Annotated in this window: 21 protein-coding genes; 12 read left to right on the top strand and 9 right to left on the bottom strand. The window is 35.1% G+C overall.

What is annotated here, in order from left to right:
- The first annotated feature begins 7 nt into the window (after positions 1-7).
- Together ELS83_RS14830 and ELS83_RS14825 are read left to right on the top strand one after the other, a co-directional pair.
- On the top strand, positions 8-4,753 hold the full coding sequence (locus ELS83_RS14830) for an efflux RND transporter permease subunit (protein WP_171596342.1): 4,746 nt from the start codon (positions 8-10) through the stop codon (positions 4,751-4,753).
- 454 nt (positions 4,754-5,207) lie between these two features.
- Positions 5,208-5,915: a hypothetical protein gene (locus ELS83_RS14825; protein ID WP_171596341.1), complete on the top strand. Its 708-nt coding sequence runs from the start codon at positions 5,208-5,210 to the stop codon at positions 5,913-5,915.
- 57 nt (positions 5,916-5,972) lie between these two features.
- Here ELS83_RS14825 and ELS83_RS14820 read toward each other — a convergent pair whose 3' ends face one another.
- Both ELS83_RS14820 and ELS83_RS14815 read right to left on the bottom strand, forming a co-directional pair.
- Positions 5,973-6,326, bottom strand: a complete 354-nt coding sequence (locus tag ELS83_RS14820; protein ID WP_171596340.1) for a rhodanese-like domain-containing protein — start codon at positions 6,324-6,326, stop codon at positions 5,973-5,975.
- Positions 6,327-6,494: 168 nt separating this feature from the next.
- Positions 6,495-7,619: a serine hydrolase domain-containing protein gene (locus ELS83_RS14815; RefSeq protein ID WP_171596339.1), complete on the bottom strand. Its 1,125-nt coding sequence runs from the start codon at positions 7,617-7,619 to the stop codon at positions 6,495-6,497.
- Between the two features lie 255 nt (positions 7,620-7,874).
- Between ELS83_RS14815 and ELS83_RS14810 the strand changes: the two genes are divergently transcribed.
- Positions 7,875-8,360 (top strand): hypothetical protein, encoded by a 486-nt coding sequence (locus ELS83_RS14810; protein ID WP_171596338.1) that lies wholly within the window; start codon positions 7,875-7,877, stop codon positions 8,358-8,360.
- Positions 8,361-8,555: 195 nt separating this feature from the next.
- Complete coding sequence (locus tag ELS83_RS14805; protein ID WP_171596337.1) at positions 8,556-9,026, top strand: hypothetical protein; 471 nt, start codon at positions 8,556-8,558, stop codon at positions 9,024-9,026.
- 96 nt (positions 9,027-9,122) lie between these two features.
- Here ELS83_RS14805 and ELS83_RS14800 read toward each other — a convergent pair whose 3' ends face one another.
- The 7 genes from ELS83_RS14800 to ELS83_RS14770 form a co-directional block, all read right to left on the bottom strand.
- Positions 9,123-10,244 carry a Fic family protein gene (locus ELS83_RS14800; protein WP_171596336.1) on the bottom strand — a complete coding sequence of 374 codons (1,122 nt, stop codon included), beginning with the start codon at positions 10,242-10,244 and terminating at the stop codon, positions 9,123-9,125.
- A gap of 564 nt (positions 10,245-10,808) precedes the next feature.
- A complete protein-coding gene (locus ELS83_RS14795) occupies positions 10,809-13,928 on the bottom strand; it encodes a DEAD/DEAH box helicase (RefSeq protein ID WP_171596335.1) in 3,120 nt (1,039 codons plus the stop codon).
- A 4-nt stretch (positions 13,929-13,932) separates the two neighbouring features.
- Entirely contained in the window at positions 13,933-14,763 is an 831-nt protein-coding gene (locus ELS83_RS14790; RefSeq protein ID WP_171596334.1) for a Hachiman antiphage defense system protein HamA, read from the bottom strand.
- A gap of 127 nt (positions 14,764-14,890) precedes the next feature.
- Complete coding sequence (locus ELS83_RS14785; RefSeq protein ID WP_171596333.1) at positions 14,891-16,078, bottom strand: hypothetical protein; 1,188 nt, start codon at positions 16,076-16,078, stop codon at positions 14,891-14,893.
- A 97-nt stretch (positions 16,079-16,175) separates the two neighbouring features.
- Positions 16,176-16,667 carry a DUF4365 domain-containing protein gene (locus ELS83_RS14780; RefSeq protein ID WP_249414458.1) on the bottom strand — a complete coding sequence of 164 codons (492 nt, stop codon included), beginning with the start codon at positions 16,665-16,667 and terminating at the stop codon, positions 16,176-16,178.
- A 1-nt stretch (position 16,668) separates the two neighbouring features.
- A complete protein-coding gene (locus tag ELS83_RS14775; RefSeq protein WP_171596331.1) occupies positions 16,669-16,953 on the bottom strand; it encodes a 7(1) septoil knot domain-containing protein in 285 nt (94 codons plus the stop codon).
- Between the two features lie 494 nt (positions 16,954-17,447).
- Positions 17,448-18,023 carry a hypothetical protein gene (locus ELS83_RS14770; RefSeq protein WP_171596330.1) on the bottom strand — a complete coding sequence of 192 codons (576 nt, stop codon included), beginning with the start codon at positions 18,021-18,023 and terminating at the stop codon, positions 17,448-17,450.
- A 756-nt stretch (positions 18,024-18,779) separates the two neighbouring features.
- Here ELS83_RS14770 and ELS83_RS14765 point away from each other — a divergent pair.
- From ELS83_RS14765 to ELS83_RS14730, 8 genes are all read left to right on the top strand, one after another.
- Positions 18,780-19,607, top strand: a complete 828-nt coding sequence (locus tag ELS83_RS14765; RefSeq protein ID WP_171596329.1) for a hypothetical protein — start codon at positions 18,780-18,782, stop codon at positions 19,605-19,607.
- A 566-nt stretch (positions 19,608-20,173) separates the two neighbouring features.
- Entirely contained in the window at positions 20,174-20,866 is a 693-nt protein-coding gene (locus tag ELS83_RS14760) for a hypothetical protein (protein WP_171596328.1), read from the top strand.
- A gap of 17 nt (positions 20,867-20,883) precedes the next feature.
- Positions 20,884-21,108 (top strand): hypothetical protein, encoded by a 225-nt coding sequence (locus tag ELS83_RS14755; RefSeq protein WP_171596327.1) that lies wholly within the window; start codon positions 20,884-20,886, stop codon positions 21,106-21,108.
- A gap of 598 nt (positions 21,109-21,706) precedes the next feature.
- Positions 21,707-22,627 carry a hypothetical protein gene (locus ELS83_RS14750; protein WP_171596326.1) on the top strand — a complete coding sequence of 307 codons (921 nt, stop codon included), beginning with the start codon at positions 21,707-21,709 and terminating at the stop codon, positions 22,625-22,627.
- Positions 22,620-23,324, top strand: a complete 705-nt coding sequence (locus ELS83_RS14745) for an ATP-binding cassette domain-containing protein (RefSeq protein WP_171596325.1) — start codon at positions 22,620-22,622, stop codon at positions 23,322-23,324. The genes ELS83_RS14750 and ELS83_RS14745 overlap by 8 nt, the downstream gene beginning before the upstream one ends.
- Before the next feature lie 349 nt (positions 23,325-23,673).
- Positions 23,674-24,942 carry a site-specific integrase gene (locus ELS83_RS14740; protein WP_171596324.1) on the top strand — a complete coding sequence of 423 codons (1,269 nt, stop codon included), beginning with the start codon at positions 23,674-23,676 and terminating at the stop codon, positions 24,940-24,942.
- A gap of 124 nt (positions 24,943-25,066) precedes the next feature.
- Entirely contained in the window at positions 25,067-25,387 is a 321-nt protein-coding gene (locus tag ELS83_RS14735) for a type II toxin-antitoxin system RelE/ParE family toxin (protein ID WP_171596323.1), read from the top strand.
- A gap of 88 nt (positions 25,388-25,475) precedes the next feature.
- Complete coding sequence (locus ELS83_RS14730; RefSeq protein WP_171596322.1) at positions 25,476-26,591, top strand: HigA family addiction module antitoxin; 1,116 nt, start codon at positions 25,476-25,478, stop codon at positions 26,589-26,591.
- Positions 26,592-26,826 lie beyond the last annotated feature (235 nt).

Below are 26,826 nucleotides of genomic sequence, written 5' to 3'. Positions count from 1 at the left end.
TTAATATATGAACTTCATTATCAAAAGAAAGGTTTTAATTGCGATGCTCTTCGCAGGATTAAGCATGCTGGGATATTTCTCCTACAAGCAGCTTCCTGTGGAGCTGATTCCCAATGCGAACCTTCCTATGCTTTTTGTTCAGGTTGGAACCGGTATCGAGGTAGATCCAAGATATATGGAAAGCCAGGCAATTATTCCTTTGGAAGGAGTTGCCGGTGGACTTGAAGGTGTGGAAAAAATCGAATCTACCGCCGGTCAGCAGCGTGGAAGCATACAGATTTCCTTTGAACAGGGCACAAACATTAAATATGCTTACCTGAAACTGGCCGAAAAGGTGGAGGAGGTGAAAAAAGACCTTCCTCCCGAATTCCAGGTTCAGGTTTTAAAATTCGACATGGAACAACTCAACAACATGTTCATGAATATACAGGTTCGTGGAAGTGGTGGAGTTGACCGTGTGAGACAAATTGCCGAAAACGAAATTCTGAACAAGATTCAGAACATCGACGGCATTGCCAATGCTGCCATTTTTGGCGGGCGGGAAAAGTCTGTAGAAATCCTCTTGCGCGATGATGTTTGCAAGAGCTACGGCATCAGTCCATCAGATGTTCGATCGGTTTTGAACCGAAATGGAAACATTCGCAGCTTTGCAGGAAAGGTGGTCGATAAAGATCAGCTCAACTTTGTAAATGTGGTTTCCCAGTTTTCCGATATCAATCAACTACACGAACTGGTGGTAAAAGAGGATGGAAACATTCGCCTGAAAGATATTTCCTACATTCATTATGGCGTGAAAACGCAAACCTCCTACAGCCGTGTAAATGGCAAGGAGGCAGTTACCTTGCAGTTAACCCGCGATGCGCAGTCCAACATCATCGAACTATCGGATGTTACCCTTGCCAAAATCGATGAGCTGAACAAAGAGCTGGAAAGCAAAGATGTTGAAATGGTGGTACAGCTTAACATGGCTGAAACCATGGAAACCAATATCGATTTAATTATCGAACTGGCTTTGGTTGGAGGGATACTGGCCATTTTTATCCTGTGGATTTTCCTGAAAAATTTGCGTTTGGTTACTGCCATTGCCTTAGCCATACCCATATCGGTTTATACCGCTTTTAACTTCTTTTATGCCTACGGAATTAGTATCAATACCTTAACCCTGCTGGGAATGGCACTGGCCATTGGTATGTTGCTCGACAACAGCATTGTCGTCCTCGAGAACATCTACCGGCTTGCAGCACAAAAAAAGGATGCAAACACTGCCGTGATACAGGGAACCAAGGAAGTATGGCGCTCCATTTTTGCCGCCACCCTAACTACCATTACCGTATTTCTGCCTTTTGTATTCTCATCTAATTTCCTTGTGGGATTAATGGGAAAACACATCGGGGTATCCATTATTTCAACCCTTTTGGTTTCATTGGTGGTGGCCTTGCTGCTTATACCAATGATTACCCACACTTTTCTGCGACGAAGAGGCAAGTTCCAGGAGGTAAACTTCGAAAATATCTCCTATCACAACCGATTGGTGCAAGTCTACCTGGTGCTTTTAAAATCATGTATGCGTCATCCGGGCCGAACCGTTTTAGGCGCTTTGGGCTTGTTTTTTGTCACCTTGCTCATCAGTTTAGGCTTAAGCTTTATCTCGGCCGAAGAGACCGAAACCAAGGACCTAAACCTGTACGTAAATCTTCCGGGAGGAACCACACTGGAAAATACCGATTTGTTTGTTCAGCAGGTAGAAGAAAAGCTGGCAGCCCTGGAAGAGAAAAAAGACATTACCAGCCAGATTTACGAAGAGGAAGCAATGCTTACCATTACGCTGGTTGATGATTATCGCGAAAAGCAAAACTTAAGCATTCCGGGCATTAAGAAGAACATTATGGAACGCCTTGATGGTTTGCCACGCTCTTCCTTTAGCTGGGAACCACCGGCACAAGGAAGACGATTTGGCGGCGGAGGCGGTGGTGGCTTCGGCGGAGGCGACGATCCCTTCATGGAAATGCTGGGCATTGGTACACAACGCGAAAAACTGATTATTAAAGGTCAGGATTTCGATAAAATGCTGGACCTTTCGGAAGACCTGGATTACTACCTGAATCAGCTGACTTCCATTAAAAGTGTTGACATACAGATTCCTTCCAAGCGACCGGAATTACTGCTTGAATTCGACAAGCAGGTAATGGCACTTTACGATATTCCTGTGAATTCTGTACTGTCGGAGCTCAACTCCTTCCAAAAGGAATTTTCGAGTAATGTGGTTTTTAAAGATGGTACCGAAGAGTACGATATCGTGATTAAAACCATTGGCGAAAACCCGGAAGTGACGAGAGATGCAAAAGATCTGCGCAAGCTAACCGTTCGCGGTACGCAGGGAGCCGAATTTGAATTGGAAAATATCAGCAAATTCAATTTCACCGATGGATTGTCGAGCATCAAAAGAACCAACCAGGAAAAGCAGTTGGTGGTGTCCTACCAGTTTATCGATGAAGTAAACGACGAAAAAGATTTGCTTACCGCTTCGCGTGTTGAAATTGATGAATTGGTGGCCCGCATGAGTTTGCCTTCGGGAATTGCCGTTGAAATTGTTCACGAAGAAAATAGCCTGGGCGAGTTCAGCTTCCTATTCTTAATGGCATTTATTCTCATTTTCATGATATTGGCCTCGGTATTCGAATCGTTTAACATGCCAATTGTAATGATGTTTTCCATTCCTATGGCAGCGATTGGTTCGCTCATTGCCCTCATCCTTACGGGAACATCGCTTATGAATGCCAATGTATTCACAGGCTTAATTATCCTGCTGGGAATTGTGGTGAACAACGGAATTATCATGATCGATTATTCCAATGTGCTCCAAAAGAGAGGCTACCGTCAGTCGAGAGCATTAATGATGGCCGGACTGGCACGTATTCGTCCAATTCTGATTACGGCCATTACTACAATTATCGCACTAATGCCCCTGGCTTTGGGAAGAGCTGAATATGTCACTCAAATTGGAGTTCCTTTTGCCATTACCGTAATTGGAGGTTTGAGTTTAAGCACCATATTAACCCTGGTATTTATTCCAACCCTTTACACGGGTTTGCAAACCAGTTTACAGTGGATGCGCGAGCAGCAGCTGTGGGTAAAAATCATACAGTTTGGCATCTGGATCAGCGGCTCATGGTTTATTTATACCGAGGTAGACAGTACCATATGGCAAATCATCGACTTCCTGGTACTTCTGCTTGCTGTACCGGCTTGTATCTACTTTATACAGGCCAGCCTGCGAAAAGCCAACGAAGAGCTCATTGCTGCCGATGCCGATCTGCATATCCAAATCAGGAACCTGGTAAAAATTTACGATTGGGATGGCCGATTTATGCGCGAATGGAAATCAGGCTTGCGCATTCGAGAGCGCCTGGGATTAAAACATTCTTACACTCGCTTGCGCGATTTTCTTACGCTGATATGGCAGCTGCCACTCATAGCCTTTATGGTATTTTTCGTGTACTATCACCTACAAAATAAGTATTGGTTGCTATTGCTGTCGATTATGTTCCAGATCATGCTGCTGTATTTTATGGCGCCAATCATGGAATATCGAAAACACCTGATCGAAAATGGCAAAAGCAAGCTGGGCAGATTCGTAATTATCGCATTCCATAAATTCATTTACTGGATATTCCCATTGCTTGTATTGGCCTATTTCAACAACAAATACGATTTAATCGGATTGGCCATTCCGGTGGCGGTGCTTTGGTATTTTGCCTTGCTGATTAAGAAAACATCAGACAAGATTTATCGCGAAAAGATCAACATCAATCGCATTGGCGGCAGATTTAAGGGAATTCGAAAATTCTTCTACCGCTTTGTTCTGATTATCCCGATTATCGGGAAACAGAAAGTGCCTTTTAAAGCCGTGAAAAGCGTTTCTTTCGACATTGGAAATGGCATGTTCGGATTGCTTGGACCGAATGGTGCAGGAAAATCGACCTTAATGCGTATTGTTTGTGGAATTCTGGAACAGAGCTACGGACAAATTACCATTAATGGAATTGATGTTCGCGAAAAGCGTGAAGAACTGCAGGGATTAATTGGATACCTCCCACAGGAATTTGGCATGTACGAGAATATGTCGGCCTGGGATTTCCTGAATTATATGGCCATTTTAAAGAAGATTCATAAAGCCGATGAGCGCAGCGAACGTGTGAAATATGTACTGGATGCAGTGCACATGCTCGATCAGAAAGATGAGAAAATTGGCTCTTTTTCGGGCGGGATGAAACAGCGAATCGGGATTGCTCAAATCCTCCTTCATTTGCCAAGAATACTGGTGGTTGATGAGCCTACAGCCGGTCTCGATCCTCGCGAAAGAATCCGTTTCAGAAACCTATTGGTGGAATTGAGTAAGAAGAGAATCGTGATCTTTTCAACCCATATTATCGAGGATGTGGCAAGTTCGTGTAACCGCGTAGCCGTAATGAAAAAAGGTGAACTGAAATACCTGGGCGAACCTGTGCATATGGCCGGCATTGCCGACGAAAAAGTCTGGATGCTGAAAATATCGCCAGAAGAATTCGAACAGTTTAAAAAGGAGCATGTGATTATTCACCATATGCGCGACAATGATCACATTCGTGTTCGTTGCCTTGCCGATGAAAATCCGGGTTACGGGGCAGTAAACACCAAGGCCAATCTCGAAGATGCCTATTTGTGCTTATTGAATGATACGAGTGAAAATAAAATTACCATGATGAATGTTTAAGTTGAACCACAAAGAGAATCCTTAGTGGTTAAAAATTAAAAACGAAAGCAACAGAACGTTTAAGTTGAGCACAAAGTAAAAGAAAGGACATCACGAAGTCTCACAAAGAAAAAATGTAATTCCCTATCTAAGGAAATATAATTTGTTGAGACTACACAAAGCTTAAAAATTGCTGAGCACTGATCAGAAACTTTGTGTGCCTTTGTGAAAATACTTTGAGAATCCTTCGTGGTTAAATCATAAAAACATGAAAGCAATAGAATGTTTAATTTGAAACACAAAGTAGAACAAAGGACATCACGAAGTCTCACAAAGAAAAAATGTAATTCCCTATCTAAGGAAATATAATTTGTTGAGACTACACAAAGCTTAAAAATTGCTGAGCAATGATCAGAAACTTTGTGTGCCTTTGTGAAAATACTTTGAGAATCCTTCGTGGTTAAATCATAAAAACATGAAAGCAATAGAACAAATACAACTCATTACAAACTTTATTCGCTACAATGTGAAAATCATATTTGCGAACAAGTTCATCTATTTCCTGATTGCAGCTTTTGCATTCTTTTTAATGGTAATGGGCATCATGCTTTTTAGCGATGCCAGTCCCGATGAGTCGGATATCTACGCAAGTATTATTTTTCCGGGCATATTAATTTTGTTTTACCCCGTAATTTTTTTGATACAGAGCGATAAGGATACCCGAATGCTTGAAATTCTGTTTGGAATTCCCAACTACCGCTATAAGGTATATCTGGTGCGCTTTGCCCTGAGCATACTTTTGCTGGTATGTACCCTCTTTGTAATGGCATGGTTGAGCGTAATTTTGGTGATTAACATTCCGGTGCTCAACATGGTTTACGAGCTCATGTACTGCCTTTTGTTTTTGGCAAGTTTGGGATTCCTGTTCACCACCTTAATTAAAAATGCCAACGGGGCTGCAGTGCTTATGGTGGTTTTGGGTTTGGTCTTCTTAATTCTGGCCGAACCATTGGAGTACAGCAAGTGGAACATTTTCCTGAATCCTTTTAACGTACCCAGTGATATGAGCCACAGCATTTGGCAGAATGTTTTGTACCAAAACCGTTTGATGCTAATTATCGGTTCGGTAATTTCGGTACTCTGGAGTTTAATTAACCTACAACGAAGAGAGAAGTTTGTGTAAGATATAGATACAGATCAAAAAAGGCTCAATAAGTAAGATTATTGAGCCTTTGTATTTTTAGAAAGACATGCTTTTCATTCTTCTCAACTGGCGATTCCAGCTAAACAAACCGCCTTTAAGGTGGGCCGCCTTGTGGAAACCAATTTTACGAAGGTAGTTTCTTACCTGCTTGCTTCTGAAGCCCAAGTGACAGAAAATAATAATGTCCTTGTCTTTGGGCAGGGTGGGAATTCTGTTTTGGATATCTCCCATTGGAATATGCATTGAATTCGCAATTCCATCCTTAGCCAGTTCGTGTGGCTCGCGGATATCGATCAGCAGGATGTCGTCTCGCTTCTCCATCTCCTCCATCAATTCCAAAGCGGTAAAACTTGTTTTAGGGCCATTATCCTTGTTCGTAAAAACATTCATATTCAATAGTTTAATAAAATAGGGGTTTACAACTCTTAAAAGGCAGTAAATACCGACCTTCCGTACAAGTATCAAATTTAAAAAAATTAGGATGCCAAGCTACTTTCAGCAGCAAAAGTTCGCCCCGAAAGTGCTTATACAGATCTATTCAAAAAAAGAGAAAGGAAACTAAAATTCAGCCTTTAAAATTTCGTCGACACAGTGCAGCAAGGTCATTTTGCCCTTGTGGGTATCGCAATTGGTTTGAAAGGCTGCCGCAATTTTATGATCGGGGAAATAGACAAAAATAGAGCGGAATCCCGGAACAAATCCTGAATGACCATAGGCTTTTCCGTGGCTGGTTTTAAAGATAAAACTGCCCATGCCATAGGAGTCGTATTCGCTCAATACCCCGTTCGGATTTGGGGTGATGATCATTTCAAGGGTTTCATCGGAAAATGGCAAAGCTTCGTAGTATAACTTCGCCCATTTGGCCAAATCGGAGGTGGTTGAAGCAAAACCTCCACCTGTCCATTCCATTTGCGGATTAAAGGCATACTTGCCATCTGCCACCATCTGTTTGGGCATGTGGAAGAAATCATCCAAACCCGAATATCCGTTAGGTAGTCTTGGGATATCGCGACGCAAGGAAGCATAGGTTTCCTCAAAATCCAATGGAGCCAGAATCCTGGCATTGGCTACTTCGTAAAAATCCATCTTGGTCACCTTCTCAATCAACATTCCAATTAGCAGGTAGTTGGTATCGGAGTAGGCCCAGCCTTCGCCGGCTTTGTGCACGGCATCCATTTCGAATGCATGCGACAAGCGGTCCTTGTAGCTCCATACCTTATCGGGATTTTTACTCATGCTGATCCACACCTGCTCATTCTCGATGTATCGAGGCAATCCGCTGGTATGCTGCAAGAGCATTTCAACGGTAATATCGCCAATGTTGGGTAGCTTCGAGAGCCAACACTCATCTTTACAGTAATTGAAAAACTTCTCTTTTAAATCCACTTTTCCCTCCTCTACCAACTGAAACAGAACCGCCGCAGCATAGGTTTTGCCAATGCTTCCCGAAAACATCACGTGTTGCAGGTTCATTCTTTCCTTACGGATAGAGTCGGCATAACCGCTTGCATAGTTCTCCTGTCGGCCATCCTGGAAAATGATGGAAAATTTTGCTCCTGGCAGATCCAGCAATTCTACCACACTATCGAGTTTGTGCTGATAGGTGCACTGCGAAAAAGCCGTAAAACAAATCGAAACAGAAAGGGCAAAAAATATGGATAGAGAGATGTAAAATTTTTTCATAGAGTGGTGGTATGGGTTAACTGCTTGTAAGATAACACTTTTTGCAGGAATTAAACAAAAGTTGAAGGCAGAATGTAAATGCCTGCATGCCCCGGTATCCGTACAAAGAGACCTGAAATATCCGAATAAAACATTCTTTAAGACTGATAATCAGCATTTTTTAAGCAAAGCAGAAGGAAATGATTTGCCTTTTTTATTTCCCAATTGCCTGAATCTTTGTAAATTAACATATAAATCCAAACAAGAAATAAAATCATGAAAACAGCCATTCAATATTTTCTTTGCCTAAGCTGCCTTGGCCTTTTGCTTTCTGCTTGCGACATCAACAACGAAGAAGAACTGGCAAAATCGGTACCCATAGAGAGCGAATTGGAAGAAATTGATTTCTTAAAATTCTCTGATTTTGGATGTGAAAACGCGGAATGGTATGCCAATCCCGAATTATCGGATACTTTTCGCATTGTAAACTCAATTGAAGAACTGGATCGATACATTAGAATCAACTGCATTCCTCAAATTGATTATTCCAGGTACTCCCTTATTATTGGCAATCAATTCTATCCGCACGGCATGGAATTTATCGATGAAAAAGTAGAAGAGAGTAACAGCAGGATTGTGTATACATTAACTTATCGGAAGTATGAAAGTTTAATTTTTGAAGTTTCTAATATCAATTATCATTTTGTTGTAAAGACTCCCCCTCAACAAAAAAAGCTTGAAGTTGTTTTCGATATCAAATAAAAACTGCTGAAAGTACATGTTTATGCAAACTGCTAAGTCGATTGAGCACATGCGTTTGTCGATGCTCAGCTATTGTTTGTCGATATCGCTTTTAACAAACATTTCATTTTTCTAATTTCCTCATAATCTATTCATTTCACTTACTCACCAGTGTTTAAGACTACTAGTTTTGTATAAAAAAACGGATAAATCCCAATGAGAACAAGAATCATGAAAACAGCATTTCAATATTTTCTGTGCTTTAGCTGCCTTGCTCTATTTCTTTCTGCTTGCAGTAGCAGTAGTGATGAAGAACTGGAAGAAATCAATTTCCTGAAATTCACCGATTTTGAATGTGAAGACCCAATATGGGATGCCAAATCTGAATTATCGGATACTTATCGCGTAGTGAACTCAAATGAAGAACTAGATGAATACATCACAATAAATTGCATTCCCCAAATTGATTATTCGAAGTATATGCTCATAATAGGAGAAAAAAGTTATAGCTATGGCAATACACTATACTCCCAGAAAGTTGAAGAAAACAATAACAGCATTGTTTATACCGTAATTGTTTTGCGATCCTTTACCACAGTGGCCACAAGTGTGCAGTACCATGCGATTATTGAAAGACCCAGGAAACAGAAAGAAATTGAGGTGGTGCTGAGTTATTTTGAACAGTAAAAAAGCTCATCTCCCATATGACGAAAGTTGAAGCTGTTTGCACAGGACAAAAGAAACAAACTTCCCTCAGCGGGGATTTTTTGTAGTATTGCTATATCAGAATAAATCTAAATATTCACTGAATGCATAGATCTTTTTTCTTTTGCCTCCGGTTATTTCTTTTAGGATCCCAAGCTGAACCATAGATTTTACCAAACTGTATCCTGTAGCATCCGATGTCTCTGTAATTTCAGCTACCTTAGAAGCTGCAACCAATGGCTTTCTATATAATGTATCCATTAATTTAAATGCATTTTTTGAGCGATTTCCTAACGATTGTATTTTACTATCTACTTCATTTTTCAATTTCAGAATCCTATCAAAAGTTTCAATCCCATTCTGTGTTGTTTCAATCATCCCCACCAGGAAGAATTTAAACCATTGAGTGATATCATCTTTTTCTCTTACTCTTGAAAGGTTGTCGTAGTATAAGGTTCTATTTCTTTCAAAGAAATCAGACAAATATAAAATTGGTCTTTTAAGAATGCCTTTTTCAACAAGATATAGTGTTATTAACAAGCGTCCAACTCTTCCATTGCCATCAAGAAATGGATGGATTGTTTCAAATTGGTAATGTATTAATGCAATTTTAAGCAAATCCGGAAAATAGAAATCAGTATTGTGTGCAAAATTTTCCAGATCTCCCATTAAATCATTGATAGATGTATGAACCGGAGGAACAAATATTGCATCATTTATAGAAGCTCCTCCAATCCAGTTTTGGCTGGTTCTAAAAGATCCGGGAAGTTTGTGTTTGCCTCTAACACCTTTTAATAGTGTTTTGTGAGTTTCCTTGATCAATCTTGATGAAAATGGCAATGTATGAAGTGAACTAACCGCTTCATTTAAAGCTGAAATATAGTTTTGAACTTCTTCCCAATCATCTCGTTTCTCAATATTAACATCTTCTTTGTCTAATAAAGCTTCCTCAATATTGGTCTGTGTTCCTTCAATTTTACTTGATTGAGTAGCTTCTTTTAAGACGTGCATACTAATAAACAAATCTATATTTGGAATGTATTCAGAAAACATATCCAACCTACCTAGATGCCTATTAGCCTTGTCAAGCAAGCTTACAATCTCCATATCATCCACATGCCATTCTCTATTGATTAGTTCGGGCTCAAAACTTTTATAAGTTCCTTGATTGATGATATGTCCTGCTTTAAAATCTTTCATGATATTAAAATTGAAAAGTTTTAATTTTAGATTTTAGTATAAATTTAAACTAAAAAGGTCAGTAATTTTAAAAAAATGAAATAAATTAAAATAAGAGGAGTTTTTATTTTAGAATAAACACATTGAAAATCCGTCAGGCATAAAACCCAAAAGCCTGGTTGGCGCGAGTTTATATAAACTGCTGGTGCGAGCATCTCCTTCCTTTCTATTTTAAAAAATTAAGAATCCCAAGCCACTTGCTCTAAGATGTGAGTGGCTTTTTATTTTGGGGCAATAGAAGTGCTGTTTGTAATTAAGTTTTTCTGTATGCACAGGGCACGAGCTGAAAGCTCGCGCCATCGTGGGTGTATCAATAAGAATAACTATGACGTATCAATCTTTCTTATATATAAAAGTTACTTAGAGGCTGTGCTTGAAAGTTTAAAAATTAGCTAATGCTAGTTTACCCTTCTGATTGTTCAATTGGATTCTTACTGTATTTGAATTAAATAGTGAGTAACATTTCTAGAAAGTGAACTACCTCATATTTATTTTCTGTACCATCAAAAAGTTTTGCATGTGCTGCTATTTAATGAGTATTTCAGAAATTCTTTTCCATTCCATCCCACTTAAAGATGAGTTTACTGGTTTTAAACCATCCCAATCAGAATTTGATAAATTATTAATTCTTTTTCTTAATGAACGATATGAATACTGATTTAAATTTCCCTCAATTATATTCTGCAATGTAAAAGATAGTGTCCTAGGAACTCCGATCATTCTAAAAGCTAAAGATTTTTCATTATCTACACCAAAGTATACCAAAGATGGAATATGTGAATCTTTTATCTCTTCATTTCCTCTTACTATTCCTTCAAGAGCACTTAATCCCCAAGATGCCTTGAACCTTATATCATTCATTTTCTTGACAAAATCCGTAATTCGTTTTTCTTTCAAAACTTCATCAACATCTTGGGTATTGAAACTAGGGTGTTGATCTGCAATGTTAGACAATTTCTTACCTTGTACCCAACCAATTATAATCTTTGCATAAAGTTCTGGGTTAAAAGGAGTACTACTTGAATCAATTCCTAACTGAGTTTCTCTTAGAGCCGCAATAACTCTAATCTTTTCTGTCAAATTGTCCAGATTATGACTATTAAACATTTGCTCTTTTGACCAACCATCTATATTTCTAATTTCCCAATTTTTAGATGCTTCATTCATAACAGTTAAAACAGATGGAACCGAAAAACCTGTTTTATCAGCAAAAGTTAACACTCCTTTATCTTGAAATCTAGATTGAAGATTTAAATATATTGATTTGCATATTGAAATGAATCGCTCTTTTTTAACAGCAGTGTCCAAAAGGTAATACTCCAAAGAATCTTTAAAAAGATCTTCAATTTCAGATACATAATACTCTTTTTCTCCAACAGTCAGTAAATGAACAAAATATTGAATAAGAGGTGATAACGAATCTGAATAATTACGAAATAATTCTGATAACCCATTTGATTCTTCTAATTTCTGCTCAATATAGTCTGCATTTTCAAAAAGGTCAGCGAGCACACTTGATAAAACATTTGCACTATCCTTGATCAATCCTCTTCCACTATCAATATTTGTATCGCTATTAAATGGAAGAATAATTTTACCATAATTATCTACAAGTGTACGACCAGCCCTCCCCGCTATGTTCCAGAAATCATTAGAATCAAGCTTATTATACCTTCCTCTCCTATAATCATCAAAAAAAACAGTAGATACTGGAAAATTTACACCCTCGGCAATTGTAGTTGTAGCACATACAAATTGTATTTGCTTTTGTCTTACCAAATGTTCAACTAGTAATTTTGTCTCATCAGACATTCCTGAATGATGAGTGACTATTCCTTTCTCTATTACCTTAGAAAGAGTAGTTTGTCTTCCAACTTCATCTTCTATAAATTTTTTGACAAGTCTTACATCATCATTAGGAGTATAATTTTCAACTTTGTCATATATAAAATTCGCTCTACTATTAGCTGTACCTTTACCGTAGCATAATACTAACATTGTTTTTTCAGGCTCAGCAAATTGTTTAATTGAAAATTCTAGTATCCTATTTTTGATCCCTGTACTAACTAATGAATGAGGGTTTTCAATTACCGTCTTCTCAATAGGTTTTATTGAATCATAAGGGGAAGGAAGAACCTCAATATGAATTTCATCCTTTCGTTTTGTTTTCTTTGTATTAACGCCTAATATCAATTTTTCCGAAGGTTTCCAATCTACAGAAATCGAATTACCCCCACCAAGCCAATCAGTTATTTTTTCATTAGCATTTTTAATGAAAGGAGATAATAACATATATTTAGCATTGGGTCTTTCTCTTCGCAAAATTGCCATTAATAACTCCAACTTAGCCCCTCTCTCTCCATTCTGAATTGTATGAGCTTCATCCAAAATAAACATTGAAACATCTTCAACGGATGGATGTCTCCTTCTTATCAATAAATCTAGTTTTTCAGGTGTTGAAATGAGAATGTCAATTTTTTCATCACTACTTAAAAAAGTATCTTCTGTAGGATCAATTTCTATCGCTGAAGATGTTTTCTCAATGGAAAAATCTAATTCTGATAAATCTGATTTTAAATCATAATAAACCTGATTTACTAAAGCTCTAGAAGGAACAATATACACTATTTTTGCCTCGGACATTAATGCCTTGGTTACAATAATATTGAATTCAGCAAGAAGAGTTTTTCCTGCACTTGTAGGCATTTGTAAAACAGTAACATTGGCAGCTACATCTAGTAGTTTTTCAGACAATGCCTCTCTCTGAGAAGGTAATAGCTCAATCATACCAAGATTAGCTTTTTTCCTACAGAGCTGTTTAATTTTGTCATTAAATCTAGTATTTGTCCATATTGCATTTTTATACATCTCGTTTAATCCAAACTCAATTAGATTAAAGACACTAGTTAACCTAGGTTCAGTTTTAACTAACTTCTTTGCAATATCGATATGTTGTCTAATGACTGCATCTAATCGACCTTTATAATCGTAGCCTTTTATTAAGTAACTAGCTGTTTCAATTACCGCTTTAGATAAGTGATATAATGATAGTAAATCATATGCCTCATTTACTTCATTAGCTATATTGAATTTTTTAAGATACTTCTCTTCAAAATCCTTTTGATCCTTTTTTAAACCTTCAATAATCGATAATGCATCTTCAATATCTTTATAACCGTTTTGTTTACGAACTAAAAGAATATATGCTTCTATCGCTTTGTTCAATAATCGATACTTCCAATTTGAAATTTCTTCAACCGAAATTCTAAATTCTTTTAGATCTATTCGGATACTTATTTGTTTTTCCGCTTTTAATGCAAGATTTGCTAAATAAAGATAGTATAGAGTTTTTGAATCAATTCCTTGTATTCCGAATACCTCCCCAAACTGATACAACTCTTCCTTAGTATCTATATCAATTAATTTTAATAGCTTATATACAATTTTGCTTGTATTCTTATTAGATTCACTCTCTTCATTGTAAATAGAGTTAATTAGAAAAAAAGTAAATCTTAATAATTCACCATTGTCAACATCAGCACTATAAGGTAGTTTTAACTGATTAAAAACATACCCTCTTTCACTTTCATTGAGAAGTGAAATAATTGCATCCTTTTCTAATATGGAATTGATAAAGTTGCTCATGCTATTAGGAAATCAACTCTTGTACTTTCTTATAAAATAATTCAACAGTTTCTTTTATACTTTTATCACTAAAAGATAATATGGAGAAATTTATTTTATCTGGATCAAATTTCTCTTCATTGGTTTTCATTTTGCCATAATCCAAACTCTCATTTACACATGTGTAATCTCTAATTAATGTACATCCATATGTAATTTCAATCTTATCAGATAATCCTTGATCCAAACAAACTATCGCAAATCCTAAAATCGCTGCATCTTTCACATTTAACCTCCGCGCATAATCAGACAACCTTCGAATAACAATCGGAGTATCATTTTTATGTTTCAATTGAGTATTAAAAATGGAATCTTTATTTGAATCTACTACCGGAGGAGGAGATTTTTTATCTTCTGACACTTTTGCCTCTCCTAAAAGTATTTCTACCCTCTCTATAGAGTTTTGCTTGTAGCCAATTGCATCCAATCCTCTTCCAGGTAAATCTTCTCTTTCTCTAAATGTAATATTTTTGAGTGGAATTATAAATCGTTCACCTTCCGGTAACTTTTCCTCAAAATAATAAGTCATTAACAACTCACCTAAATCGCTACGATATATATCATTTAGAATCTTGGGCTCCAATCCATCTTCTCTTTTTTTATCAATGGCAACAGCACTTTTCTCAATGATTTTCTTTAATGTATCCGTACTAAACCCTAGATTATTAAACAATGTTTGCTCCCCAATGGCAGATAAGTCATCTTGACATTGAGAACGTTGCTCTAAATACTTTTGTGCAAACTTATCAATAAAAGAAGCTTTAACTGGTATATCAATTTTCTTAAATTTATGCATAGGTTTAGATCTTCAACAAAGGTAACTAAAATAAATACTTCTTATCCATTTTTCATCCGACGTATACTTATAGAATAGTCTTGAATTCTATAACCAAATTATCATTCCTATTTGTTCAATCTTAATATCAGAAAGCATTTCGCTTTTCATTAACAAATGAATTTACTATTGATTCAACTTGCTCTTCATTTATGCTAAAAAAGTCAAACAAAACGAATAATTCATTAGAAAGCTGATATACTAAGTCTGTTAAATTATTTTCAATATCCCCAAGAGTTGTCGTTAATTTACAATAACTTTCATTCTCTTTTGATTTGTAACTTCTCATAACGAATCCCTCTGATCCATAACTTATTTCATTGTCCTTAATTCCACAAAATCTGACTTCAATCTCTATTTTATTAGATGGGGATAAACCACATTTATAATAGTACTTTAATATGTACATCAACAATTCTGTTGACCGTTTTATTCGAATAGGTACAATAATGCAATTTTTAAAATGATGTTCTTCAAAAATACTTTTCGCAATAAAAATTTTTCCACTTTTTAGATAATAAGTATAGTCAAAACTTAACACTCCTTCATTTCTAATTATTTCTGAGTAGAGACCATCTACCTTAGGCTTTGGACTATAAATCGGTAAATGAGGGATTACAGGAGCAATTGGCCAACCTAAAATATCCATTTGACACTCATTTGCAATTTCTAATAGTTGAGTTTGAGAAAGCGAAATATGATCTTCAGTTGAAACAAGAACTTCCATTTGCCTTCCTATTTCTAATGCATCCATTTTTTTTTGAGCATACTCCCTCTTATCTTTTAACCAATTCTGATCCCATTTTTTTTTGACAACACCCTTTTGCTGAGGTTTCACCGTAGTTAATCTTCTACTAATTTTATTGGTTAATGAATTTTTAAATTTATTGAGTTCATTTTTATCCCAAGATAAAATTTCATAACCACTCACATCAAAATGTATTTTAGGCCCTCCTTTCTGAAAGTTTTTACTCTCTGGAAAATGATCTTCTCTAACCGTGAAAATTAAATTCTGAAACTTATCCAACCCCATTGCATATCCAATTTCTAGATAACAATTTGGTCTTTCATTAGTCAAATCAGCTATTATGATTTCCGCATCTTCTATAAATGAAATAATCTCCTTTTTTAAAAGATAACCAGAGTTGTCTTGATCTATTCGTTTTGGTATCAAATTAGCTTTTTCAATAGCAGGAACATAAATTTCATCGTATAATTTGTCCAGTTCTGGATTCCCAATTTGCATTATAACAAATGCAATTCCTTTATCTCTCATACTTACAGGATATTATTTTGATTACCTTAGCAAGGATATTATCTAAATACACAAACTTATTATTGTCAGGTCAAAATGAAGTATACGCTGGCCATTATTAATAATTAAAGTTCATATCTCTAGCCGCCTCAACCTTTGCATTCCTAATAAGTTCAGTAAATTCCATAATTCTGTTCCAATTTATTGTGTTCAACCTGTTTTGTTTAGGGATTCTTACAGTTAATGTTGCGTTGTCATAATTTACATGTTCTGCAATATCTCTTAACCAAATCCAGTAGGATTGATTCTCATTAGAAACAAATAAAATAATCATCACCAATTCAACACGATTCATTAGATACCTTATTGTTGGCGTTCTCATTCTAACTGAAACATAATCTTGGTTCTCAAACACATTATCAGTAGCTTTTAGCTGTATTGAGAAAACATTACCATTTACTTCTTGATTTTGTACAATTTCCACGAAATTGTCAACACCATAATCATTTGGAATTTGCTGTATAACCCATTCATTAGGAATATTTTCATGCAGATTGTTTATTGATTCTCTTTCTAAAACATGAGCACGTGGTCTTATTGGTAGTGTCATTTTATCCAATCCTCCCTTTTAAAGGATGATCTTTTTTCCACCCAGCTACACTTCTTGATGTTACAAAGCAAATCAATAAATCTGCAACTGAACGAGAATCCACAAAGCAAACTTTTGAATCTGCAATTGATGATGAATCAATAAAACACCAAAGGTGATCATTTCCACGTGCAGGACTTCTAGAGTCAACTTTACATACTAATAAATCTGCGATCGACCTTGAAGTTACCTCACACACCTTGAAGTCGGCTGCGCTTCTTGATTCTTTTATTTTTATTAAAGCCATAAATTTTAAACTTATTTAAGTAGTAATATTTTCATTAAACACTAATGTTTTACTAAAATTAAAATATTGATTATTAATTATAATAGGATCATAATATAATTACTGAAATATAGATTAATTCCAAATAACATGATTTGCAGCTTAGTAGCAATCAACGTTTAACCATACGTGTAGTAGTTTAACCAGGTCTTTTAAGCACTCAAAAAACCAAGCACAAACAAAGCAGCCACTCCAAATTGTGGCTGCTTTTAACTCATTTGTATTCGTATCCTGTGGAGTTACTTTGGCTATTAGGAAATTTCATTACTGATCTAATCTCCTTAATTTGAATACTTTCATAATTACCCAAAACAACAAAACAATTGTAAATACTTTATTAATTGTAAAAACTTGATCTGAAATATATTTTGAAAAAAATAGAAATATTAAAGAAGCTATAAAAAGTATATGTGGTAGATATTTTTTCATTTTTATAATTAAAGTAAGCCTATTTTTTAGAACATAATTCCAACTTTCAAAGCAAGAGAGCCGGTATAAAGTTCTTTCACCCATTTCTTACGACCATCATGTCTGATAAAATCACTGTTGAGGTAAGTGAACTGATAATTAACACTTATATTGAGTGAAGATTTTTTGCTCAATGTAAAACTTCGTCCACCTCCTATTTCGCCCAGCCAGGTTTTAAAATTGGAATAGCCATGAAAGGCTTTTCCAAAATTTAAAGAGAGATAGTTTCGGTTTTCTCCTTTCCCAAAGTAGTTTCTTAGATCGATAACAACTGGAAATTCAGTAACTGGAGCCATTTCCAGTCCGATTCCAAACCCGACAGAAAAATTTTCATTAATAAAAAATGCATTGGTAATGCGCATAGCAAAAAAATGATCGGCCTTATTAATTACCTTAAACTCTTTACCAGAATTGTCCAAGGCATATTGATGCAATTTAAATGTAAAATCGGGTTCAATAATGATTTTATGAAAGTCATATTCTTCGCTTTGTGAATAAACCCAACTGCTAAGGCAAAGCAGAAGAAGTATCAGCGTAGTTCTGTTCTTAATTTTATTTTTCATACAAATGGATTTTATGAAGTTATTAAAGTGAATTGATTTACCTGAGCATCATTCTATTAACTAATAATAAATCAACCATTCCCCTTGACCAAGCGATATCGACAAACAGGTATTGAGCATCGACAAACGTGTACTGGAAATCGATTTATGAAAAATAGTATGGAGAGATATAGGAATAAGTGGGAGTATTTCAGTCTGTTAGAAAAGGGGTTCTTTCGTATGTCGGTGCATCCGTGCGAGTACTCCCCCAGATAGTGGGAGCTTCCCGCACGTAATAATTTTTATAGAAAACAATGTTATCCCAGCCACATGCAGTAAGATTTATGTGGCTTTTTGTTAGCATTTGCAGTAAAAAGCACACACAACACCCACCAAATTAAGCAGATAAATAACTGATAAGTCGATTGAGCGTATGCGTTTGTCGATGCTCAGCTATTGTTTGTCGATATCGCTTTTAACAAGCATTTCATTTTCCTAATTTCCTCATAATCTAAGCATTTTCAACTACCTACCTGTGCTTGAGACTTCGAACTATGTTGAACGAAAAGGGTGAGCTGCGACATCTCTGCATTTCTTTGAAAACTATACATATGGGTTATTATTGGACTAACCATCCAACGTCGAGTTTGTGAAAGTGAAAAGCGACATTAAATAAGAGAATAGCCGAAATAATGTGTTGAAAATCGAGAGAGTAAACAAATTTTACTTAACCAACAAAAGCATAACTTCTATATGCTTTACTAAAATTTCAAAATTATGAAAAAATTTATTTATAGTTTAATAAGTATAGCAATCATTGGCATCACAATTATTTCTTGTAATAAGTCAGATGAACTTGAGTTTAAGAATGAAAAATTAAAAGTTTCAGATTTTGAATATATTGGAAAATTGCACAATCAAGGCTTGGAATTGTCTTTAGAAGAGTTAAAAAGTATGGACTTTAATCTAAAAGGTTCAAAATTATCTAAAAAGGAAAGTCTTATTGAATTACAAAAAAATATTTCAATCAAATTTGTTAATGAACAAATTGGTTCTGACGAACTCAAAGCTATTGCAATTTCGCAAATTCAAGATGGAATAAATGATTATAATTCTTTTGATCTCAAATTAAAATCTACCCAAAATAACTTTATACCAGATAGTTTGTTGTCAAAAATATCAGTTGATGCTAAAAATCAACTTCATAATCTCTTCGATATTATGAATGATTCGGATATGAACCTATCCTCATTAAAGTCAAGGATTTCAGCCATTGAGGAGAAAGCTATTCAAACATTAAATACTGAGGAGCAGTTCTTGATATTATCAACTTCATCTGTAGCAAAAAGCACTTTAGATTATTGGAGTGCTAACTATAAGGAATGGTTAAAATTAAATGATCAAAGCCTTAAAAGCTTAGACTGGAAAGCTGCTGGTCAAGCTGATGTTGGTGGTGCTGCTTTAGCAGGTTTAGGATTAGCTGTATCAGGAACAGGAGCTGCTATGGCTGCTGCAGGTCCTGCAGGTTGGGCTGGTATAGGTTTGGTTGTAGTTGGGAGAGGTTTACAGGCCTCTGCAGCACGTATGATATTGGGTTTGTGGTAGATAGTTATGAGAAAAATTGTATTTTATTATATTCTTCCACTAATATCGATTGTTTTATTAACAAGCTTATTTCAGTGGGCCAGTTCAGAAGAATTATACAAATCAATTATCATTTCTGTAATAATCACAGCTATAATGTTTTTTTTACCAAAAATTCCCTTTATCAACAACAAGAAATAACAAATCCCCAACTTTTTGCGATAAGCATAATTTAAACGCTGCCTGCTTAGGCGGCATTTTTGCGTTCGTTATGGGGTGGTTTTTGGGTAGGGAGTGTGAAATTGGCTTGTTATGGAACAAATAGAGTTAGCATAAATAGCTCGATTTGTACCAACAAAATTATAGAAGTTATTCGGAACAATACGAATTTAAACAGTCAAAAAGAAACTTCCATTAAAAAAAACGCACACTGTCAACTTATTGATAAGCATATTATTATAATATGTTTAGACAAAACAGCAATTTAAACCATATTCTACAACACATAATAATATTTAAAAGGCAGGGTTACCTTTCTCTTAAAGGTAGAATTAAGGGGTGATATTAATTAACTAAACAAATTTATTATGAAGAAAATTTTTCTATTCCTTTTAGGTGGAACATTCTTAGGTTGTAGTTTATTGTCTTGTGACAGCAACGACAATATCATTGAAGAGAAAGTTGACACAACAACTAAATTTCAACCAACTAACACATTTAAACTAAGCAATGAGAGCATCTTAGGAAGTTTAAAACAAAAAGCTGCATCAGAAATACAACTTCTATATTTGGAAGATGAAGTCAGCACAAAATCTATTGAAGATATAGTATATTTTGACTTTGAGAATACCTTGGTTTGCGAATATTCAAATACCGATGCAAAGGCATTATTAACTGAGGGATCTGGAAACTCCGATCTTAAATACACTTTAGTTCACTATGTAAAAGAAGATGAAGTTTCTGAAGAAAGTTTATTGATTACTCAAGATTTCATTACCGATACAGAAGTAATCACATCAATTTACAGCAATTCAAAACTTTTATTTAAATTGCATGTAAAAGGAGAAGATGTTATATCTTTTACAACTTATGAAGAATTAAGCAATCAAAGCCAAACTAAAGGATTTTGGAGCGGATGGGGCGATTGCGTTGGTGTTGCTATGGATCGCATGTCTAGTGGAACTGTTTACGGAAGTATTGAAGCCATGGTGTGTGTTGCATTCGGCCCATCTTGTGCTGTTGGAACCTCAATTGGCTGCGCCATAAAAGCTTCCTTATAACTAAAAAATAAATCATTATGAATAAAGTAGTTTTTATAATTTTAACCGTTTTACCATTTATTTTTATCAACGTATTTGCTGATATTATTCCTGTGTCAAATATGTTATATTTTATCGTACCTTATCTACTTATTGTTTTGACAATTAGAATGATTCATCTAAAAATGAGTATTGCGGATTATTTTAAAATTTTTATTCCATTTTACGGAATCAAATACTTGAAAAATCTTTATTTAGATTAGCACTAATAAAACCTCTCATATTGAGAGGTTTTTTTTATCATTTACGTTTTTTAAGTGTTTACTCAATACATTGAACAATTCAAACCTTTAACAACTGCATCGTCTTCATAATACTCTTTAAATAACGATTATAAAGACTGTGGGCATATTGCTAAGGAAATACATAGGTACTTAACAAATATTTCTAGAATGCCTCTCTAGGTTTAAAACTACTCCCTCATTAAACCCAATTTTAATACCCCCTGTAGAAAATTCATTTTTAGAATCAAAAATTTATATCAGGAAGTTTACAAATTTCCCCAGATAGCGCGAACTTATACACTCCGCTGGTGCGAGTGTCCCGCGCCTATCTATTTTCAACGAAAATACTCGAATCCCAAGCCACCTGCTATATTTTGCAAGTGGCTTTTTGTTAGCATTTGCAGTAAAAAGTACACAACACCCACCAAATTAAGCAGATAAATAACTGATAAGTCGATTGAGCACATGCGTTTGTCGATGCTCAGCTATTGTTTGTCGATATCGCTTTTAACAGGCAATTGAATTCCCTAATTTCCTCATAGTCTTAACATTCCTCCTAACAAAATTAAACGATAGAATGAATACAGAAACGGAAATTATTGCATTCAGAATAAAACAATTCTATCGCATTCTAAAGACCATAGGCTGGATAAAACTATTGATTCTAAGCCCGCTGGCATTCGCATTCATTCTTGTAGTAGTTGATAAAATCAAAAATGCGCATAGTCCTTACCTTGCTTTGCTTTATGCATTTGTGATCCTACTATGTCATGCTCAAAGAAAGGACAAGCTATTCTTACAAAAATTAGAAGTATCAAGCTTGAAGGTATACCTATTGGAGTACAGCTTATTGGCTTTTCCTTTATCTCTTTTATTTCTTCTGAATGCCTACTGGCAAATTGCTTTAACGGGACATATGATGATCGTCCTTTTATGCTTTGTATTTGTAAAGTATCGTGTAACAAGTTCATTCAAACCTAAAAATTGGCATATTCCCTTTATACCCGACAGCCTTTTTGAATGGAAAAAGTCGATACGGCTTTACAATTACAAATTATTTATATTGTGGGCATTAGGAGCATTTTCTGCTGTACATGAGTATGCTTATTTCTTTTTTGTGTTTTTGTTTGTCACAATTCTATCAGCAACATTCAAATCCTCAGAAGGCAAAGAATTACGTCCTAATAATGCAAAACAATTGCTTTCAAAAATAAGGGATAATACTTCTTTCCTGGCCATAATTCTAACGCCTCATATTGCAGTGTTTTTGTTCTTCAATCCTTCCTATTGGCATGTGATTTTAGGAGTTTTCTTGTATTTCATTCTCTATCAGATCTACTGTATTGTGTATAAATATAGTATCTGGTCACAGTACAAAGATTCTCCAAATCATGTTCCAACCGCAATATTTATGATCCTTTGCCCGATTTTACCCATTTCAATTCCCTATTTGATATATACCTATCAAAAAGCAAAAAACAGAATACAGCATGCTTGAATTAACAGATGTAAGAGTTTCCTATAAAAAAGATAAACCCATATTGAATGGTGTGAACCTTAGTATTCCTAAAGGCAGCATATTTGGCATTTTAGGCATGAATGGTGCCGGGAAAACCACCTTGTTTAAGGCCATTTATGGATGGATAGCTTTAGAAAAGGGACAAATAAAATTGAATGGTGATTGTACAAAACATACCAACATTTCTTTCCTGGAAACTCAAAACTACTTCTACCCTTACATGAAGGGTATTGAATATATCAGGCTGGTAACAAAGGGAACCTTTGATATCAAACTCAACCAAATATTTGAACTCCCTCTCGACGAGTTAATTGATAATTATTCGACAGGAATGAAAAAGAAACTTGCTTTTTGGGCTGTTTTTGAGCTGAACAAGGATATCGTAATCTTAGATGAGCCCTTTAATGGAATTGATATTGAAAGTGTCGAGTGCTTTTACAGTTTAATCATAGAGATGCGTAAACAGGGAAAAATAGTCATCATCTCTTCTCATATCATTGAGACTTTAACAAGAATATGCGATGAAATTGGCTACTTAAGCAAGGGTAAAATCGACCAAATCTATTCGAAAGAGAACTATTCCAAATTGCAAACTGAGGTTCGAAAGATGATTCAGGCTAAAGTACAAAATGCATTCTTATCAAAGGGAGGAAAGCCTGGCGAGAACAATGGATAAGCCTCAATAACCCCATTTAGTAGATTGCAATTGATCATTTATGTATGCACAGGGCAAGAGCTACAAGGCCGCAACAAGGAGATAACAAAAAACCCCATCTGCATCAGCAAATGAGGTTTTGAATTGAGGTCTCTGGCGGACACAAACAAACCTAAATACACCCATTATATAAATATCAATATTTTAAGTAAATCACCCCACACCTTTAATATTTACGGACACTATAGATCGATTTAGAATTAAGACTAGATTAGGTCAATTTAAATAAGGTTAAGAAAATACGGCAACAAAAGCGGCAACATTCAAATTTTAACCTACCTTTGGTAAGTAGAATTAAATGCACCTTGATATGTCAAATGTTCGCTTCACGTTACGCTCTCCAAAGCAAGAAAATGAAACCCCAATACATTTAGTTTACCGACTTAAGGGAGCAAAGTTGGTTTACCCTCTAAAAGTAAAAGTTGTTCCTATTCATTGGGACAAAGCAAGACAAAGAGTTCGAAATGTCGCAGCGGCTAAAAACAAACAAAGCATTAACAGCCTACTCAATGATCTCGAAAACAAAGTTACAAGCTTTATAGATAATTGCATTGTAAAGTCTACACCTCTTTCAAAAGGTTCAATAAAACAGTTTTTAGATGATTACTTCAACCCTATTAGCGAGGAAGAAAAAAGCTTTTTCAGTTTTATCGATAACTTAATAGAAAAAGAATCTACACGAGTAAATCCGACAACCGGAACACTAATTACTAGCGGTACAATTCGAAGTTTAAAAGGCACGAAAGAAGCTTTAAAGAAATTCGAAAGTGTTAATTACACTCTATCCTTTGAAACAATAACACAGGAGTTTTACAATGATTTTGTGAATTGGTGCAACTCCAAAAACTACACTTTGAATAATACAGGAAAACACATTAAAAATCTAAAAAAATTCATGGGTGAAGCCGTTGAATTAGGCCTAACTAACAATATGGCTTTCCGAGGTAAATATTTCATTGTTCTAAAGGAAGATGTAGACAACATTTATTTAAACATGGAAGAGCTTATCAGTATGTTTAAATTGGATTTAACTGAAAATCCGAAACAAGAAAGAGCTAGAGATTTATTTCTAATTGGCGCTTTTACAGGGCTTAGAGTTTCCGACTTTAAACAATTAACACCTGACAATATCATTAAGAGAGTTGGATCAGATGTTATGTTTCAGGTAGAAACCCAAAAAACAGGACAAAAAGTAATAATCCCTCTCCACCCTATTGTATCCTCTATTTTACAAAGATACGACGGCAAACCTCCTAAAAGCATGCCAGAACAGCACATTAACGATGAAATAAAGAAAATAGGTAAGCTCGCTGAAATAAATGAGAAAATTAGAGTAGCTAAAACTAAAGGAGGAATGAAAGTTAGTAAAATGATTCCTAAACATGATCTTATTGTTACTCACACCGCAAGGCGTAGTTTCTGCACCAATGCATACCTCGCTGGTGTGGATAAACTAGATATAATGGCTATCAGTACTCATAAAACAGAAAGTTCATTTATGAAGTATATCAAAGTAACCAAACAGCAGCATGCAGACAGATTAGCGGCTCATCCTTTTTTTAAATATGAAACTATTTAATACGATATGCTGATTTATTTATAAAAAGTTCACATTTTTGTGAACTTTTTAGTATGTTTGTAGTATAAATCTAATAGTATGAAGATTTAAAGTTCTAATCACACATTATTTTGCAAACCCCAAAATGAATATATATTTCAGTAAAAGATACCTTGAAGATATATATCAAGGCAAAACAAATAAACATAAAGAGTTCAAATCTAACCCACAACTAGTTAAGCAATACATCAAAACAATTGATAAGTTAAGAGGTATCACAAAAATTGAACAACTTTATCAATTAAAAAGCTTGCACTATGAAAAGAAAGTTGGAAATCTAGATGGAATTAGTGCCGTTTGGGTCAACAAACAATACAGAATATTATTTAGAGAATGTTCGACTGACCCTAACAGCTTAACCATTGATTTACTTGAAATTGAAGACTTAAGCAAGCACTATGAATAATAACAATCTCTCATTACTGTTCCAAGAACAGATATCGTAACATAGCCCTAAGAAATCAGATTAAATAAAACAGATCTATACGACAGATATGAACCCATTAAGCTCACTAACACCAAAATATGCAACTCATCCAGGAGAAGTTTTACTTGATGAACTTGAAGCAAACGAAATCTCTCAAGCTGAATTTGCTAAAATTATCGGTTTTAAGAAAAGTCAATTAAATGAAATTATTAAAGGGAAAAGAAATATTAATGCAGATCTTGCAATTCTATTAGAAAAATCGCTAGGCATTGATGCTGAATATTGGCTTGAGCTACAAAAAAACTATTCCCTTGACAAAGCAAAGATCGAAGCCAAAAACCAAAATCGTCTTGAAGCAATAGAAAATTGGAATCTAATAAAATCACACATTGCAACTTCTTTTCTTAAAAAGGAAAAAATAATCACAGGTGATCCAGTAGAAGATATTCCAATTATTAAATCTATATATAACATCAAGTGTTTTGAAGGATTGGCAAAACTATCTGTACAACCAAATTACATTAGATTCAGACAGCACAAAAGTAAATTTATTGACAATAAGAATGTTATAGCTTGGGTTAAACTTGTACAATATAATGCAAAACAGGTAATAGTAGACAAGTTTGATAATGACTTAAGAAATGAACTATTAAATAATCTTAGAATTATACTTTTTCAAAATAACCAAGTCTTAAAAAGAACTGAAAAGACTCTTGCAGAATTTGGTATTAAATTAATTATTCAAAATAAAGGATCTAAAACCCCAATAGATGGTGTATCATTTTGGAGTGAAGGAAAACCAGCAATTGGAATGTCACTAAGATATAAAAGATTAGATTATTTTGCTTTCACCTTATTTCATGAACTAGGTCATATTTATGAACATTTATTAAATAACAATCAAGCAGAATATATAGATATCGATCCTTCTCTTGAAGATGAAAAGTACAAGAAATCTGAAGAAGAAATAGAAGCAAACTTATTTGCGGAAAATAATCTTATTCCTCCAAATAAATGGGAAAATTTTATAAGTGAAGAAGAGTCTATTTATAACTTTAACGATTATATTATAAATAAATTCTCACACACTCAAGAAGTAAATCCAGCAATAGTTAAAGGTAGACTTTGCAGACATTTTGATAATTATAAATTAAAATCAAACATTGTGAATGAAGTCTTATAGATTTATACATTCTTTGAACAAAAGGCAATACTGGAAATAGCTACGCCAGAGACCTCTAGAAAAAAGCTTAACTTGTTAAAAGTTAAGGACACTGTCCCACAAAGTGTGTAAATGAAATTTTAGAGGGTTAGGCGTTGAGCCTGACCCTTTCTTCAAATATAGTTAAAAACTGATTTAAGATCACTCCCCAGTTTCTGATTGGCATCGTCCATTTCTTTGTAGCTTCCCTTGTAGC

This window comes from Marinifilum caeruleilacunae (assembly GCF_013141825.1).
GTDB lineage: Bacteria > Bacteroidota > Bacteroidia > Bacteroidales > Marinifilaceae > Marinifilum > Marinifilum caeruleilacunae.
This window is presented reverse-complemented; position numbering and strand designations above follow the sequence as displayed.